The organism is Clostridium sp. BJN0001, from assembly GCF_022869825.1.
Classification (GTDB): Bacteria; Bacillota; Clostridia; order Clostridiales; family Clostridiaceae; genus Clostridium.
In genome coordinates, this window is record NZ_CP094971.1 from 144,256 (window position 1) to 161,805 (window position 17,550).

At 29.3% G+C, this 17,550-nt stretch carries 14 protein-coding genes; 12 read left to right on the forward strand and 2 right to left on the reverse strand.

Annotated features, from left to right (window positions below; translation table 11 throughout):
- Positions 1-137 precede the first annotated feature (137 nt).
- On the reverse strand, positions 138-836 hold the full coding sequence (locus MTX53_RS00650) for a metallophosphoesterase family protein (protein WP_244834268.1): 699 nt from the start codon (positions 834-836) through the stop codon (positions 138-140).
- 141 nt (positions 837-977) lie between these two features.
- Between MTX53_RS00650 and MTX53_RS00655 the strand changes: the two genes are divergently transcribed.
- Positions 978-2,054: a Xaa-Pro peptidase family protein gene (locus MTX53_RS00655; protein WP_244834269.1), complete on the forward strand. Its 1,077-nt coding sequence runs from the start codon at positions 978-980 to the stop codon at positions 2,052-2,054.
- 296 nt (positions 2,055-2,350) lie between these two features.
- Here MTX53_RS00655 and murC read toward each other — a convergent pair whose 3' ends face one another.
- Complete coding sequence (gene murC / locus MTX53_RS00660; protein WP_244834270.1) at positions 2,351-3,724, reverse strand: UDP-N-acetylmuramate--L-alanine ligase; 1,374 nt, start codon at positions 3,722-3,724, stop codon at positions 2,351-2,353.
- Between the two features lie 191 nt (positions 3,725-3,915).
- On the opposite strand from murC, the gene purR reads away from it, so the two are divergent.
- The 11 genes from purR (at position 3,916) to MTX53_RS00715 (ending at position 17,544) form a co-directional block, all read left to right on the forward strand.
- Complete coding sequence (gene purR / locus MTX53_RS00665; RefSeq protein ID WP_244834271.1) at positions 3,916-4,731, forward strand: pur operon repressor; 816 nt, start codon at positions 3,916-3,918, stop codon at positions 4,729-4,731.
- 102 nt (positions 4,732-4,833) lie between these two features.
- Positions 4,834-5,109, forward strand: a complete 276-nt coding sequence (gene spoVG, locus MTX53_RS00670; RefSeq protein ID WP_244834272.1) for a septation regulator SpoVG — start codon at positions 4,834-4,836, stop codon at positions 5,107-5,109.
- A 137-nt stretch (positions 5,110-5,246) separates the two neighbouring features.
- A complete protein-coding gene (glmU, locus tag MTX53_RS00675; protein ID WP_244834273.1) occupies positions 5,247-6,617 on the forward strand; it encodes a bifunctional UDP-N-acetylglucosamine diphosphorylase/glucosamine-1-phosphate N-acetyltransferase GlmU in 1,371 nt (456 codons plus the stop codon).
- A gap of 20 nt (positions 6,618-6,637) precedes the next feature.
- Positions 6,638-7,609: a ribose-phosphate diphosphokinase gene (locus tag MTX53_RS00680; protein ID WP_244834274.1), complete on the forward strand. Its 972-nt coding sequence runs from the start codon at positions 6,638-6,640 to the stop codon at positions 7,607-7,609.
- 136 nt (positions 7,610-7,745) lie between these two features.
- On the forward strand, positions 7,746-8,441 hold the full coding sequence (locus tag MTX53_RS00685) for a response regulator transcription factor (protein ID WP_244834275.1): 696 nt from the start codon (positions 7,746-7,748) through the stop codon (positions 8,439-8,441).
- On the forward strand, positions 8,419-9,855 hold the full coding sequence (locus tag MTX53_RS00690) for a HAMP domain-containing sensor histidine kinase (RefSeq protein WP_244834276.1): 1,437 nt from the start codon (positions 8,419-8,421) through the stop codon (positions 9,853-9,855). Before MTX53_RS00685 ends, MTX53_RS00690 begins: the two co-directional genes overlap by 23 nt.
- 3 nt (positions 9,856-9,858) lie before the next feature.
- Entirely contained in the window at positions 9,859-10,431 is a 573-nt protein-coding gene (gene pth, locus MTX53_RS00695) for an aminoacyl-tRNA hydrolase (RefSeq protein ID WP_244834277.1), read from the forward strand.
- Positions 10,432-10,456: 25 nt separating this feature from the next.
- Positions 10,457-13,957 carry a transcription-repair coupling factor gene (gene mfd / locus MTX53_RS00700; RefSeq protein ID WP_244834278.1) on the forward strand — a complete coding sequence of 1,167 codons (3,501 nt, stop codon included), beginning with the start codon at positions 10,457-10,459 and terminating at the stop codon, positions 13,955-13,957.
- Between the two features lie 107 nt (positions 13,958-14,064).
- Positions 14,065-15,099 (forward strand): peptidylprolyl isomerase, encoded by a 1,035-nt coding sequence (locus tag MTX53_RS00705; RefSeq protein ID WP_348521789.1) that lies wholly within the window; start codon positions 14,065-14,067, stop codon positions 15,097-15,099.
- A 296-nt stretch (positions 15,100-15,395) separates the two neighbouring features.
- Entirely contained in the window at positions 15,396-15,941 is a 546-nt protein-coding gene (spoVT, locus tag MTX53_RS00710) for a stage V sporulation protein T (protein ID WP_244834280.1), read from the forward strand.
- Between the two features lie 67 nt (positions 15,942-16,008).
- A complete protein-coding gene (locus MTX53_RS00715; RefSeq protein ID WP_244834281.1) occupies positions 16,009-17,544 on the forward strand; it encodes a polysaccharide biosynthesis protein in 1,536 nt (511 codons plus the stop codon).
- Positions 17,545-17,550 lie beyond the last annotated feature (6 nt).

The following is a 17,550-nucleotide window of genomic DNA, read 5'->3' on the forward strand; positions in this document are numbered from 1 at the left end:
AAATGATTTATTATTACATGAAAAAAATTTTTCATTCACTTAAATATAAATAAATGAATGAAAATTTATAAAATGATTAACATTATATGCAATAATATAATTTTACAACACTTTAATTTTTAATGCAAGAATCAAGCTTATTCTGTACCAGATTCAATTCCTGCAATTAAAGAGGCTGGGAAATCAAGCATAGTCATATCTTTTACTATTCTTTTAACTTCATAAGAAACTTCTTTTATATGTACTTTCATGCCATATTCTGCTGAAATATCGATTAAAGCATATGTTCCTATAGGTTTTCCTATTTTAGGCTTTCCAATACTTCCTGAATTTATAAATACTTTTTTATTAAATTCTTTCATAGATGGGATATGTGTATGTGCACAGACAAGAACGTCACCATCTAAAGAATCCATAATATCAGATGTGTTTTTATCATTTTCAAATAAGTATTCATTTATTTTTCTAGGACTTCCATGTACAAATACAAATTTTTTATTACATACAGTAAGATTTAACGATGTTGGAAGATTTTCAAGAAAACGTCTATTTTCTTCTCTTAGCTCGTCCACTGTCCATGGAAGAGAAAAACTGTTAATTGAAGTTTCTCTTATATAAGAGTATTCATTATTAACAACAGACTCATCGTAATTACCTTTAATACATAATATATGTCGTCTTCTTATAAGAGCTATAGTTTCATTTGGGTGAGGGCCATAGCCTACAAGATCACCTAGACAGATTATGGTATCTGCTTTTTCATTATCAATATCTTCAAGTGCATTTATAAGCGCATAAACATTTGCGTGTATATCTGAAATAACTGCTATTTTCATATAATAATTCTCCTTATCTAAATAACTAAATATATTATATAGTAGTTATAAAGCACTGTGAAGAGAAATACAAAATTATTAAAAGAAAATATAAATAGTGGTAAAATAATGTTATATATTATTAGAAAATGAGGTCTTTTTATGAAAAATAGAATTGATAAAGTAATAGAAAAAATGAAAGAAAAAAATGTCTATCAGATAATAGTTACATCAAAAGCATCATTATATTATTTGACAGGTATTTTAATTGAATCAGGGGAGAGAATGATAGCATTTTATATAAATACTGATGGTGAGAAAAAACTTATCATAAATAAACTATTTTCTCTGCCAAAGCATATGGACATAGAAACAATATGGTATACAGATAGTGATGATCCTGTTTCATATTTAAATGATATAGTAAAAGAAAATGAAGTTCTTGGAATAGATAAATTCTGGCCTTCATGTTTTCTTCTTCATCTTATGGAATTTAATAAAGTAAAAAAATTTATAAATTCATCAGATATTATAGACGAAATGAGAATGGTTAAAGATGAAAAAGAAAGAGAACTAATGAGAAAATCATCTAAAATAAATGATACTGTTATGGAGAAATTTTTTAATGAATTAAAAGAGGGCATAAGTGAAAAAGCATGTGCAAAAATTCTTCAAGATTTATATGAAACTGAGGGCGCATCAGGTGAATCATTTAGTTCTATTGTAGCATTTGGAGTTAATGCAGCAGATCCTCATCATATGTGCGATGATACAAAATTAGAATATGGGGACAACATAATAATTGATATAGGCGGAATTTATAATAATTACTGTTCTGACATGACACGAACAGTTTTTTATAAAAAAGAGCCTGACTTTGAAAAAAAGAAAATATACGAAATAGTTAAAGAGGCTAACCTTAAAGCAATATCTAAAGTTAAAGAAGGCGTTACTTTTTCTGACATAGATAAAGAAGCAAGAAGCTATATAGAGCAAAAAGGATATGGAAAATTTTTTACTCATAGGACAGGCCATAGTGTCGGAATTGAGATACATGATAAAGGTGATGTAAGTTCATCTAATAATGATACTGTAAAAGAAGGAATGATTTTTTCAATAGAACCTGGTATCTATATTCCAAATGAGTACGGTGTTAGAATAGAGGATCTTGTTATGGTAAAAAAAGATGGCGTTGAAGTTCTTAATGGAGTTTCTAAAGAATTAAAAGTCATAGAATAGTAGAAAAGGACAGTAACAAATGACAAACTTTCAAAGGACAAATTGTTAAATGACAAATGACAAATGTGGTGGAAATTCCACAGGAATTTCATTGTATGGTTTTTTGCGTTTTAGCGCAAAATACTAGAGCTTTCGCCTAAAGCGAAAGCTCATATATTTTAGTTCCTGCGATTTGAGCAGAAATTTCAATAATTATCAATTATACATTAGCACATTATCAATTCTATCAAATTCCAAGTTTTTGCGCTCAAGCAGAAACATCCCCCTTTGTCATTTGTGCTTTGTCATTTGAAATGCTATTTTAAAAATTTATCTGCAACTAAAACTACGTCTCCTGCGCCTACAGTAAGAACTATATCTCCTGATGATGCGTTTGATTTTAAGTACTTTGCTGCTTCATCATGTGAATGAACATTTATACATTTGATGCCTTTTTTTCTTAAAGCATCTCCTAATTCATCAGATGATACAAGACCAGTATCCTTTTCACGTGCTGCGTATATATCCATTAATATAAGCTCATCAGTATCGTTAAAAGCTTCTGTGAATTCTTTAAATAAAGCTTTTGTTCTTGTATATGTGTGTGGCTGGAATACACAGTATATTTTCTTATGCTCTATATGTTTTGCAGTGCTTAATGTTGCTTTTATTTCTGTAGGGTGATGTGCATAGTCATCAATTACTGTGACACCATCTTTTTCACCTTTATATTCAAATCTTTTATGAGCACCTTTGCATACTTTTAAGCCGTCTATTACAGCGGTATCATCTACATTAAATATAGAAGAAACTGCTATTGATGCAAGTGCATTTAAGATATTATGCTTTCCAGGAACATTTAATGTAACTTTAAACGCTACCTTATTATCTTTTACTACATCAAATGATGCACATCCTTTTTTAGAGAAAGTAATGTTTTTAGCTGTAATGTCAGCATCTTCAAAACCGTAACTTATAGTATTGCATTTTGCATTTTTTATAATTTCAGACACTCTACGGTCTCCAGCATATCCAACAAGATAACCATCTTTAGGAATTAGCTTTGAAAAGTCTGAGAATGTATCATAAATTTCATTTATATCCTTATAATAGTCAAGATGATCTGCATCTATATTTAAAATAACACCTACATAAGGGAAGAAGCTTAAAAATGATCTTTTATATTCACATGCTTCTGTTATGAAATATTCACTATTTCCTATTCTGAAATTTCCACCTATAGCATCAAGGTCTCCACCTATTAATATTGTAGGATCAAGCTGTGCAGAAAGAGATATGTTTGAAATCATAGAAGTACATGTTGTTTTTCCGTGTGTTCCTGAAATAGCGACATTGTATTTATGACCTTTCATTATTCTGCCTAAAAATTCTGCTCTTGTCATAAGAGTTATGTTTTGCTCTTTAGCTGCTAATATTTCTGGATTGTCACTAGGTATTGCAGCTGTGTAAACTACTATATCAACATCCTTAATATTATCTTTGCTATGACCAATATAGACCTCTGCACCGAGTTTTCTTAATTTCTTAATTACAGCTGAATCTTTAAAATCTGAACCAGATACTTTAAAACCACTGTTTAAAAGTACAGCTGCAAGTCCGCTCATGCTAACTCCACCGATTCCTATAAAATGAACTTTTTTATCTCTATCTTTAATAAAATCAAAAGACAAGTTACCAACTCCTTTTCAATAATCAAATAATATCGTAATTATAATTATATACATTTTTTATAAAATATACACTATAAAATTTATTTTATATTATATGCAAAAACAAAAAACATTGATATTATTATCAAATTAGAATAAAATATGAATATTAAGAGAAATAAACAAATAATAATTCGTGTAGGTGATATATTTTGAATAAATTTACTAGAAATGAAAGAGTCGTTACAATAACAAAAATATTAATCAATACCCCAAATAAAATAATTGGACTAAATAAGTTTTCTGAACTTTTAAATGCAGCCAAGTCTACAATTAGTGAAGATATAGTTGTAATAAGAGAAATTCTTCAGAAACTTTATATGGGAAAAATAGAGACAATATCAGGTGTTGCTGGTGGAATAAAGTATATTCCATGGTGTGGTTATGAAGAAAAGAAAGCTTTTGCGCTATCTTTATGTAAACATCTTGAAGATAAAGGACGTGTTATGCCTGGAAATATAGTTTATATGACTGATCTTATTTATAATCCTTCCATAATAAATAAGGCAGGCGTTATGTTATCTTCGTGTTTTCAGGATAAAGAAGTCCAGTATGTAATAACAGTTGAAACAAAAGGAATACCTCTTGCTTATGAAGTAGCTAAAAATTTAGGGGTTCAGCTTGTAATAGCAAGAAGAGATAGCAGTATTACTGAAGGACCTACTGTATCAATTAATTATGTTTCAGGTAGTAATGGACGACTTCAGCAGATGTCTTTGTCTAAAAAAGCTATGAAAACTAATAGCAAGTGTATATTCATAGATGATTTTATGAAAGGCGGAGGAACAGCTATTGGAATAAAGAACCTTTTAAATGAATTTGAAAGTGAACTTGTTGGGATAGGCGTTCTTGTTGATAATAAAAAAATAGAGAAAAAACTTGTAGATGAATATGTCTCAGTAGTTGAACTTGAAGAATTTGATAATAATTCTATAATAAAGATGAAACCATCAAATTATTTTTTGTAGAAAAAAATAAGGGAATTTCCAAAAATAAAGAGGAAATTAGTTATTTTTGCAGAAATAATATATATATTAAACATTTGATGCAGCTAAAAGGGGGATAATTAAATGCAGATTACAGATGTCAGAATTAGAAAAATTACATCAGAAGGAAAAATGAAAGCAATAGTTTCTGTTACTTTTGATAACGAATTTGTAGTACATGATATTAAGGTTATTGAGGGACAAGCAGGATTATTTATTGCTATGCCAAGTAGAAAGACACCAGATGGTGAATTTAAGGATATAGCACATCCTATTAATACTCAAGCAAGAGAAAAAATTCAAAGTGCAATATTAGAAGCATATAATAATGCACTTAAAGAAGATAATAGTGAAGAATAAATTTTAAATGGGGGCTGTTACATAATATTATGTAGCAGTCTTGTTTTTTTCTATTACTTGAAATATACATTACTTTAAAATATAATTAACGTAGAATTGATATTTAATGTTTAAAGATAGATTAGGTGGGATAAGAAATGTATAAATGCGCATTAATTTTAGCAGCAGGACAAGGAAAAAGAATAAAATCAGATTTACCTAAAGTTCTGCATAAAGTTTGTGGAAAAGAAATGGTCAAACATGTAATAACTTCAATAAAAAATTCAGGAATAGATGATATTGATGTTATAGTTGGAAAAGGTGCAGAACTTGTTAAAGAAAGGACAGAAGATGATAACGTTTCGTATTCTCTTCAGAATGAACAGCTTGGAACAGGTCATGCTGTAAAGTGTGCTTCTGATTTCTTAAAAGGTAAAGATGGACTTGTAGCAGTTTTTACAGGCGACACCCCTTTAATTGAAGAAAATACAATAAAAAATTTATTAGAATACCATATAGAAAATAAAGATGCTGGAACAGTTTTAACTTCAATAGCAGAAGATCCTAAAGGATATGGAAGAATAAAAAGAGATGAAAATGATGAAGTTTTAAAAATTGTAGAAGATAAGGACTGTAATAGTTCTGAATCTTTAATAGATGAAATAAATGCTGGAATATATGTATTTGATATTAAACTTTTAATTGATTCTTTAGATAAGCTTTCAAATGATAATAAGCAGGGAGAATATTATCTCACTGATATTATAGAAATATTAAAATCAGCTGGAAGAAAAATAGGTGCAGTTAAGACTATATTTGAAGATACAATAGGCGTAAATTCACGTGTACAGCTTGCAGAGGCTGAAGAAATAATGAGAAGAAGAATAAATAGAAAACATATGGAAAACGGTGTTACATTAATAGATCCTAAAACAACATATATAGGACCAGATGTAAAGATTGGAAAAGATACAATATTATATCCTAATAATATATTAGAAGGAAAAACTGAGATAGGAAGCGGTTGCATCCTTTATCAAAATTCGAGAATTGTTGACAGTATAGTAAAAGATGAGGTTACTATTCAGTCTTCAGTTATATTAGAAACAGAAATCGATAATAATACTACGGTAGGACCTTTTGCATACTTAAGACCTGAAACAAAAATAGGTAAGCATACAAGAATTGGTGATTTCGTAGAAATTAAAAAATCAACTATAGCTGATGGTACAAAAGTTTCACACCTTACTTATATAGGAGATGCTGAAGTTGGATCTGAATGTAATTTTGGATGCGGAACAGTTGTAGTAAATTACGATGGAAAAACTAAGAATAAAACTATAATAGGAAATCATAGCTTTATAGGATGTAATACAAATTTAGTATCACCTGTTAAAGTTGAGGACAACACATATATAGCTGCAGGTTCTACAATAACATCTACAGTTAAAGAAGGTGACCTTGCAGTAGCAAGAGCAAGACAAAAGAATATTTCAGGATGGGTTGATAGAAAAGGACTTAGAAAGTAAATTAATGGAGGTTTAAAAGGATGATAACACATGGCAAAAAAATAAAAGTGTTTACTGGTAATTCACATCCAAAGCTTGCTAGAGAAATTGCAGATATTTTAGGAGTACCTATTGGTAAGTCAAAAGTATCCACATTTAGCGATGGAGAAATTTCTGTTGATATAAATGAAACCGTACGAGGAAATGATGTATTTATTGTACAGTCTACATGTTCACCAGTTAATAATAATCTTATGGAACTTTTAATTATGATAGATGCATTTAAAAGAGCATCTGCGGGAAGAATAACAGTTGTAATGCCTTATTATGGATATGCAAGACAGGATAGAAAAGCGAAATCAAGAGATCCTATAACAGCAAAGCTTGTTGCAGATCTTTTAACTGCAGCTGGAGCTCATAGAGTGCTTACAATGGATCTTCATGCAGCTCAGATTCAAGGATATTTTAATATCCCTGTAGACCATCTTTTAGGATCACCTATACTTGCAGAATACTTTATAAAAAAAGGATTTGCAGATTGTAGTGATGTAGTTGTTGTTTCTCCTGATTTAGGAAGTGTAAGAAGAGCAAGAAAGTTTGCAGATAATCTTCATGCACCTATAGCAATTATTGATAAAAGAAGACCAAAGGCTAATGTATCTGAAATAATGAATATTATAGGAGACATAAAGGGAAAAGAATGCATCCTTATTGATGATATGATTGATACAGCAGGAACAATAACAAATGCTGCAAATGCTCTTAAAAAACTTGGAGCAAAAAGCGTATATGCATGCTGTACTCATGGAGTCTTATCAGGCCCTGCTTTAGAGAGAATAGAGAGCTCTGCAATTGAAGAACTTGTTATGCTTAATACAATTCCTTTAAATACAGACAAAACAAATAAAATACATTCTATTTCAGTTGCTCCTCTTTTTGCAGAAGCAATTCAGAGAATATATGATGATGAGCCAATAAGTAAGCTCTTTGAAATGCAGAAAAAGGAAAATTAAAAGAATCTAAAAAATAAGAATATCTAATTAGGGTTGTTACGCTATCATACTGTAACAGCCCTTTAGCTTGTTATAAATTTAAGTAATACTTTTTTATATATGGTATAATAAAGTCCTATAATGGAGGAGTAAATAGATGGATAAATTTAATGGTAAAGTACTTGTTGTAGACGATGATGAAAATATAACAGAAGTGATAAAAATGTATCTTGAAAGCTCTGGATATGGTGTCAGAACTGCTTTAGATGGTAAAAAGGCTAAAGAATTTTATTCAGAATATAATCCAGATATTGTGCTTCTTGATGTTATGATACCATACATAGATGGTGTAGAAGTTTTAAAATGGATAAGAAAACAATCAGATACTCCAGTAATAATGCTTACAGCAAAAGGCGATACATATGATAAGGTACTAGCACTTGAAATTGGTGCAGATGATTATATAGTGAAACCTTTTGAGCCCAAGGAACTTGTGGCAAGAGTTAAAGCTGTACTAAGAAGATATAATAAAGAGCAGACTAAAGAGGATATTATTTACCTTGATAATCTTACAATTGATTCTACATCGTATAAAGTTATCTATAAAGGAAAGAATTTAAAGATGCCTCCTAAAGAATTTGAACTTTTATATTTCCTCTCTTCAAATAAAAATAAAGTTTTTACTAGAGAACAGCTTTTATGTGAGGTATGGGGATATGATTATCCAGGAGATTCTAGAACTGTAGATGTTCATATAAAACGTCTCAGAGAAAAAATAGGAGATGATAATACATGGCAGCTTCAGACAGTATGGGGAGTTGGATATAAATTTGAAATTAAAAAACAAGAGTAGAAGATTAAGTCTTATATATAAACTTATACTTTTATTTTTAATAAATATAGGAATTGTTTTAATCTGTCTTGCAGTATTTCTTTCTCTATATTTTAAAGCAAATTATTTTACTGAAAAAGATCTGCAGTTTGCAAGTGTTGCTTCGCATATAACAGATATTATAGAAAATTATAGTGAACAGGAGCTTAATTATAAATATGAAGAATTAAAGTCTGTAATAGATGTATCCAGTGTATCAACTAATACAGACATATTTTTATATAATAAAAACGATGAGATATATGTATCTTCAAAAAAAGCTAGTGAAATGCGAGATTCAGTTAAGGCACTTAAAGAGAAAAATTTATTTAAAATAAAACAGGGAAAATCAGTAAGAAATATAGATAAATACTATACACTTATTTATCCTATAGGATCTGAAGATGATTATAGAGGGTATCTTATAATGGTGGCACCGTTATCTGTTATATCTGACAGGCTTCATAAAATTTATTTTATAATATGGATACTTTCGATACTAGCTGTTTTTATGGCTTGCGTTACACTTTCTATATTCTGCACAAAAATAATTATAAGTCCGCTTAATCAGATTAATAATATATCAAAGAAATTTGCAAATGGTGAAGTAAATGAAAGGGTAAAGATAAAATCAAATGATGAGATAGGTGAACTTGCATTATCTTTTAATATGATGGCAGAATCGCTTGAAAAAGTTGATAATAATAGAAGAACATTTATATCAAATGTATCACATGAATTAAGATCACCAATAACATCTATAAAAGGATATATTGCAGGAATTCTAGATGGAATAATTCCAAAAGAAAAAGAACATTACTATTTAGATATTGTATATAGAGAAATACGAAGACTTACAAGGCTTATAAATGATCTTTTAGATTTATCTGCAATTGAATCTGGAAGAGTTAAAATTAATAAACAAAAGACTGATATAAATATGCTTTTAAAAGAATGTGCTGTAAAAGCAGAAAGAAAAGCATCAAATAGGGGAATAAAGATAGTAACATGCTTTAACGATAATGAAAAAAAGTTTGTAAGTGCAGATAAAGATAAAATTATACAAGTTATAACTAACCTTATTGATAATGGAATAAAGTACTGTGATAAAAATGGAATTATAAAGATTTCAACTGTTTCAAAATCAGATAAGGTGTTTGTTAACATATATAATAATGGTCCTAAAATCGATGAGAATGAGATAAAACATATATGGGATAGATTCTATAAAATGGATAAAGCTCGTACTAATAAAGTAAGTACAGGTCTTGGGTTATCCATAGTTAGAATGATAATTCTTCAGCATGGAGAAGAAGTATGGGTTGAAAATGATAGTAAAAAAGGAGTTACGTTTATATTTACTCTTACAAAATATGAAAAAAATAAAGGAGAATAGAATATGTTTTTAATAGTTGGACTTGGAAATATAGGAAAAGAATACGAAGGAACAAGGCATAATGTTGGATTTAGAGTTATTGATAATATAGCTTCAAAATATGATATAGATATAAATAAAAAGAAATTTAAAGGTACTTACGGTGAAGGATTTATTGAAAATGAAAAAGTAATACTTTTAAAACCAGATACATTCATGAATTTAAGTGGTGAAAGCGTAAAAGAAGTTCAAAGCTTTTATAAAATAGATTGTGAGAATATAATAGTCATTCATGATGATATAAGTCTTCCTCTTGGCAGAATAAGAATAAGAGGAAAGGGAAGCGCTGGTGGCCATAATGGAATAAAAAATATTATTCAAAATCTTGGTACAGATGTATTCCCAAGAATAAAAGTAGGTGTTGGACAACCAAATGTTGACCTTGTTCATTATGTGTTGGGCAAATTTTCAAAAGATGAAGTTGAGATTTTATCTAAGAGTTCAGACGTTTGTGTACTTTCAGCAGCTGAAATAATTAAAAATAATATTACAGAGGCTATGAATAAATATAATGGATTTAATGCTAATTTAGAATGATGAAAATTTAAGGATGGTGCTCAAAATGAGATTAGAAGGGCTTTTAAAACCACTTAAAGAAAATGAAAAATTTAATAGAATTGTTGAAAATATGGGTTTAGAAAAAGGCCCCATATCTATTTATGATGTTTCTGATTCTGGTAAAAATTATCTTATAGATGCGATATTTGAAAAATCAGGAAAATCGCTTGTGATAATAACAGAAAGCGATATAGAAGCAAAAAATATATATGAAGATTTAAACTTATATACAACAAATGTTTATTATTTTCCAGCTAAAGAAACTGTTTTTTATAACATAGATGCTGTTTCTGGAGATTTAAGATGGGCAAGACTCAAAGTTATAAAAGAAATACTAAATTCCAAAAAAAAGATAGTAGTAACTTCTATTGATGCATTTACAACAAGATATGTTGAACATAAGTTATTTTCAAAATACAGTATAAAAGTAAAAGAAGGACAGGAAATAGATACTAAGGATTTTATAGAAAATCTTGTAAGCTCAGGATATGAAAGAACTGAGGCTGTTGATGGAAAAGGACAGTTCTCAATAAGAGGAGGAATAATAGATATTTATCCTACGTGTTCACTCTATCCATATAGAATAGAATTTTTTGGAGATCAAGTAGACTCCATAAGGACATTTAATACGGTATCACAAAGAAGTATTGAGAAGGTAAAAAGTGCAGATATTTTTCCAGCAAAAGAAATAATAATTTCAGATGAGGATAAAAAATCTGGGTGTCAGAAGCTTTTAGATGAATTTAATGAATTAAAAAAGACTTGTAAAGATAAAGAAAGATTAGACAAACTTGAAACAATTATAAATAAGAATATAGAATCTTTAAATGAAACCGGTTCTTTTGAAAATATAGATAGCTATCTTACTTATTTTTGCGATAAAACAGAAAATCTTTTTGATTATTTAAAAAATTACAAGTTTATATTGTGTAATGTTAAAAGATGTATAGGGAAGATTGACTCTGTTTATCTTGAATTTAATCAAAATTTTGAATCTTTCATGAAAAGAGGAGACATCTTTAAAGGTCAAGGAAATCTTCTTGTAGATAAAGAAGAAGTTTTAGAATTAATGAAAGAAAAAACAGTTATATCCATTGAAAGTCTTCTAGTAAAGGACGATTTCTTAAAACCAATATTTCAAGAATCTATGAAATCGATAACTTTAAATAGCTGTCAGGGAAATGTTGAACTGCTTATATCTTCTATAAAAGAGAAAAAAGATCAAGGATATAAAACAGTAATTTTATCAGGAACAAGACCAAGAGGAGAACGTCTTGTAAATAACTTAATGGAACATGAAATACAAAGTTCATACAAAGACGATATTCAAGATATAAATTTTGGAGAAGTTGTAATAACATTTGGAAATCAGGAAAAAGGTTTTGAATTTCCTGAAGAAAAGGTATGCGTAATTTCGGATATAGAAATATTTGGAGAAGCAAAAAGAAATACTAAAAAGAGAAGAAAAAAGAAAAAAGGAATCGGGAAAATAGGAAGTTTCTCTGAACTTAAACCAGGAGATTATGTTGTTCATTCAAGTCATGGTATAGGAGTATATAAGGGAATAAAGCAGATAGAATCTGCAGGTCATAAAAGAGATTATTTAGATATTGTATATGCTAAAGGTGACAAGCTTTATGTTCCTGTCGAGCAGCTTGATCTTATACAAAAATATATAGGTAGTGAAGGAAAATCTCCAAAAGTAAATAAACTTGGAGGAGCAGAATGGCAAAAAGCAAAGGCAAAAGCCAGAAAATCTATAAATGAGATTGCACAGGATTTAGTTAAACTTTATGCAACAAGAGTGACAGTAAAGGGACATAAGTTTGAAAAAGATACGCCATGGCAGAAACAGTTTGAAGATGAGTTCCCATATGAAGAAACACCAGATCAGATAACTTCACTTGAAGAAATAAAGAAGGATATGGAATCTAATAAACCAATGGAAAGACTTTTATGTGGAGATGTTGGATATGGAAAGACAGAAGTCGCATTAAGGGCTGCATTTAAAGCTGTAATGGATAATAAACAGGTAGCTTTTTTAGTTCCTACAACAATTCTTGCAGAACAACATTATAAGAATATAAAAAGCAGATTCTCAGATTTCCCTGTTAAAATAGACATGATAAGCAGATTTAGAACTGCAAAACAGCAGAAAGAAACTCTAAAGAGGCTTAAAGAAGGAAATGTAGACATTCTTATTGGTACTCATAGGCTTGTTTCAAAAGATATTGAGTTTAAGGACTTAGGTCTTTTAATAGTAGACGAGGAACAGAGATTTGGAGTAAAGCAGAAAGAAAAAATAAAAAATGTCAAGAAAAACGTTGATGTTTTGACATTAAGTGCAACTCCTATTCCAAGAACTCTTAATATGTCATTATCAGGAGTAAGAGATATATCAGTAATAGAAACACCTCCAGAAGAGAGATATCCTATCCAGACTTATGTAGTTGAGCAAAACGATCAGCTTATAAGGGATGCTATTTTAAGAGAAATAGGCAGAGGCGGACAGATATATTTTGTTTATAATAGAGTTGAGAATATAGAAAAAATGGCTGCATATGTTCAAAAACTTGTTCCAGAAGGAAAAGTAGGAATAGCTCATGGACAGATGGCAGAGAGAGAACTTGAAAGTCAGATGATTCAATTTATGAATAATGAGTATAATATACTTGTGTGTACAACAATAATAGAGACAGGTATGGATATAAAAAATGTTAATACAATAATCATATATGAATCAGATAAGATGGGGCTTTCTCAGTTATATCAGCTAAGAGGAAGAGTAGGACGTTCAAATAAAATAGCGTATGCATATCTTCTTTATACAAAAGATAAGGTACTATCAGAAGTCGCAGAAAAAAGACTTAAGGCACTTAAAGATTTTACAGAGCTTGGTTCAGGATTTAAAATTGCGATGAAAGATCTTGAAATAAGAGGTGCAGGAAATATTATGGGTTCATCTCAGCATGGACATATGGCAGCAATAGGATATGATCTTTACTGTAGAATGCTTGAAGATACAGTTAAGCTTATAAAAGGTGAGATAAAGAAAGAACCTGTTGAAACCACAATAGATTTAAAAATTGATGCGTTTATTTCTGAGAATTACATAAAGGATGAAATTCAGAAGATTGAAGTCTATAAAAGAATTGCTGCAATTGAGAATCAAGAAGACTATGATGATATTAAAGATGAACTTAATGATAGATATTCTTCTATACCTGATTCAGTCTTAAATCTTATGAATATAGCTTATATAAAGAGTCTTGCCAAGAATGTATGCATTGAAGAAATAAAAGAAAATAAGGATGAAATAAGATTCATATTCCAAGATGATACATGTGATTATATAAAGATATATAAGTATCTTATTAATAATTATAGAAAGAAAGTAATATTAGAATTTGGAGAAAAGCCTTGTTTTATTATAAAAATGTCCGAAATAAAAAAAGAAGAAGAATTAGAATTTTTAAAAAAATTATTGCATGACATAGTATTGTAACAAATCAAATGTAAAATAGGAAATGTAATATAATAAATTTGAATTATAAATACAAAATTGTTATACTAAATTATATATTTACAGAATAAAAAATAAGTGAGGGAATAATGTTGAAAAAATTAAAAAAATTTATTGTAGCCATAGCAGTATTTGCTTTATCATCATCATTTGTAGGATGTAAAATGGTTCAAAAAACACCCGAAGCAATAAGTAAGACTGTTGTAGCTAAAATCGGAACAGACACAATAACTAAAGGTGACATAGATGATTATCTTACAAAGTCAGGAATTGTTGATTCTCTAAAACAACAATATGGAGAAGATTATGAAAGTAACAGTGAAGCTAAAGAACAGCTTACAAAACAGAAACAGCAGGCTCTTGAAACTTTAGTAGCAGAAAAGATAACATTAAAAAAGAGTGATGAATTAGGTCTTACACCATCAGATGACGAAATAAATCAGCAGATTGATGATTCTTTAGAAAAATTAAAATCAGCATATGGTGATAATTATGAATCAGCACTTGAAAATGCAGGAATTACAGAAGACGAATATAAAGAGCAGCAAAGAAAGAATGTAATAATGACTGCAGTTATTCAAGACATGGTAAAAGATGTTGAAGTAACTGATGACGATGTACAGTCTTATTATGATGAAAATAAAGATACTCAGTTCTCTACAGGAGCTGGTGCAACAGTAGCACATATATTAATAGCTGAAAAAGATGGTGATGGAAATATAGATTATGATGCATCATTAACTAAAGCTAATGAAGTTAAATCAAAACTTAATGCAGGTTCATCTTTTGCTGATATGGCAAAAAAATATGGAACTGATGGAACAAAAGATAATGGTGGAGATTTAGGATTTATTGCTTACAATTCTCAAAATTATGATGCAGATTTTATTGCAGGATTTAAAGATTTAAAAGACGGACAGATTTCAGATCCTGTGAAGACACAGTTTGGATATCATATAATTAAAGTAAGCGGATTAAAAGATGCTCAGGTTACTAAACTTGAAGATGTTAAAGACCAGATTAAATCTCAATTAGAGCAGCAGAAACAACAACAGGCTTATACAGATAAGATGCAGGAATGGAAAGACGAAATCGGAGTAACAACATACGAAGATAAACTTTAATTAGTTTTAACGATATATAATTTAAAAAATCTATAAGATATATAAAAGAACCTATAAAATAGACAGTACGAAAAGACTATTTTATAGGCTCTTTTTTTATTCTTAATTTTCTATTTATGTCTAATTATATACATAATAGTGCATACTATAACATATCTTATACGACTTTTTACAAATAATATTATTGATTATAAAAAAAATTCTATAAAATTTCGTTATATGTGCATAAAATTTCTAAAATTTCAAATAATATTAATGCAAACATAATTAATGTGATTTAAGGAGGTTTATAATCAATGAAGGCAACAGGTATAGTCAGAAGAATTGATGACTTAGGGAGAGTAGTTATTCCAAAAGAAATAAGAAGAACGTTAAGAATAAGAGAGGGAGATCCTCTAGAAATATTTACAGATAGAGATGGAGGAATAATTTTAAAGAAATATTCTCCTATAGAAGAGCTAACTGATTTTTCTAAAGAATATTGTGACAGCCTTCAGCAGGTTATTGGTCATATAGTTTTAATATGTGATAAAGATGCTTTTGTATCAGTAAGCGGTGCAGCTAAGAAAGAATATATAGATAGAAAAGTAAGCAATGAACTTGTTGATGTAATGGATTCCAGAAAGACAGTATTATTTGATAAAGATTCAGTTATACCTTTACATAGCGATGATGAAAAAGATGAATATTCAAGTATGGTAGTTTCACCAATTGTAACATCTGGAGATCAAATTGGAGCTGTTATCATACTTTCAAAAGAAAATGATACAGAATTCGGCGATGCTGAAACAAAACTTGCAGAGGCAGCTGCTGTATTTTTAGGAAAACAGATGGAACAGTGAATTTAGTAATAATACCTCTAGATTTATAATACATATTATTAGTAAAGTATAAATCTGGAGGTGTTTTATGAAAAAGCAGTCTTTAATAAAGGCAAGTGTAGTTCTAGCAGTATCGGGAATAGTATCAAGATTTTTAGGACTATTTTTCAGATGGCCTTTAATTATGCTTATAGGAGATGAAGGAATAGGATATTATCAGATGTCTTATCCACTATATATGTTTTTTATAGCTATGGCATCAGGAGTGCCAATAGCAATTTCTAAAATGATATCAGAAAAAAATGCAATTTATGACGTGGAAGGATGCTTTCAAGTTTTAAAAGAGGCTGCAATATTTATGAGTATCATAGGTATTGGAACTACATTTATTCTTTTAATGGGATCAAAGCAGATAATTTCGTTTCTTAAATGGGATTCTAAAGCATATTATGCTCTTATAGGTATTTCGTTCGCACCTATGGTGATATCATTTATGACAATATTCAGAGGCTTTTTTCAAGGCTTTCAGAATATGACACCTTCTGCTATATCGCAGATAGTAGAACAAATCGGACGTGTAATTTTTGGAGTTGGTCTTGCAGTATTTTTGCTTCCTAAAGGAATTGAATACTCAGCAGGCGGAGCTGCTTTTGGAGCAACAGCTGGAGCTGTTTTTGCATTTGAATATTTATATACTAAATATAGAAAAATAAAGAAATGGTATGGTATAAAGAAGGTAAAAGCAGATTCTAAGATACTGGACAAGCTTTTAAGAATAGCAATCCCGATCTCTCTTGGAGCTACTGTTGGTACAGTAATGAATCTGATTGATTCAATTTTAGTTCCTCAAAATCTTTTAAAGGCTGGATTTACAAGTACGCAGTCAACAGTATTATATGCACAGTTAACAGGAAAAGCTTCTGTAATTATAAATATACCACTTACTTTATCTATGGCATTATGTACATCACTTATACCTGTTATCGCAGAGTGCTTTATATTAAAAAAGAGATCAGAACTTAAGGACAAGGTATATATGTCTATGAAACTTTCAGCAGTAATTGCAATTCCGTGTACTTTTGGATTATATTTTTTTGCAGGACCTATAATGAAATTTATTTTTCCACAAAGATATGGTGGAATAGAAATATTAAAGTATATGTCAGTAACTATTCCGTTTATTATAATAACACAGATAACAACATCTATCCTTCAAGGAGTAGATCATTATATAAGACCAGTAATAAATCTATTAATTGGATGCATAGTTAAAATAATTCTAACATTGACACTTGTTAAGCTTACTAATATAAACATTTATGGAGCTGTTATTGCAAGTTTTAGTGCATATGCTATTTCAACTATTTTAAATATTATCTCCATGAAACAGGTTCTAAAAATTAAACTTAATCTTTATTCAATTTTGATAAAACCATTTTATGCATCAGTAATCATGACACTTGTATCATTAATAGGGTATAATATTATATATAGGAAAACAATGAGTAATATGATATCATGTCCTTGTGCAATATGCATTGCAATAGTAATGTATTTCATATTGATGGTGGTATTTAAGGTCTTTGATATAAAAGATATAAAAAGAAGAATTGGAAAGTTATAAAGGAGA

Excerpts from the sequence above, each read along its gene's own strand:
- glmU (WP_244834273.1), top strand. The coding sequence starts at position 5,247 with ATGTATAAATGCGCATTAATTTTAGCAGCAGGACAAGGAAAAAGAATA.
- MTX53_RS00680 (WP_244834274.1), top strand. The coding sequence starts at position 6,638 with ATGATAACACATGGCAAAAAAATAAAAGTGTTTACTGGTAATTCACAT.
- mfd (WP_244834278.1), top strand. The coding sequence starts at position 10,457 with ATGAGATTAGAAGGGCTTTTAAAACCACTTAAAGAAAATGAAAAATTT.
- MTX53_RS00685 (WP_244834275.1), top strand. The coding sequence starts at position 7,746 with ATGGATAAATTTAATGGTAAAGTACTTGTTGTAGACGATGATGAAAAT.
- MTX53_RS00650 (WP_244834268.1), bottom strand. The coding sequence starts at position 836 with ATGAAAATAGCAGTTATTTCAGATATACACGCAAATGTTTATGCGCTT.
- MTX53_RS00655 (WP_244834269.1), top strand. The coding sequence starts at position 978 with ATGAAAAATAGAATTGATAAAGTAATAGAAAAAATGAAAGAAAAAAAT.
- MTX53_RS00715 (WP_244834281.1), top strand. The coding sequence starts at position 16,009 with ATGAAAAAGCAGTCTTTAATAAAGGCAAGTGTAGTTCTAGCAGTATCG.
- spoVG (WP_244834272.1), top strand. The coding sequence starts at position 4,834 with ATGCAGATTACAGATGTCAGAATTAGAAAAATTACATCAGAAGGAAAA.
- MTX53_RS00705 (WP_348521789.1), top strand. The coding sequence starts at position 14,065 with ATGTTGAAAAAATTAAAAAAATTTATTGTAGCCATAGCAGTATTTGCT.
- spoVT (WP_244834280.1), top strand. The coding sequence starts at position 15,396 with ATGAAGGCAACAGGTATAGTCAGAAGAATTGATGACTTAGGGAGAGTA.
- pth (WP_244834277.1), top strand. The coding sequence starts at position 9,859 with ATGTTTTTAATAGTTGGACTTGGAAATATAGGAAAAGAATACGAAGGA.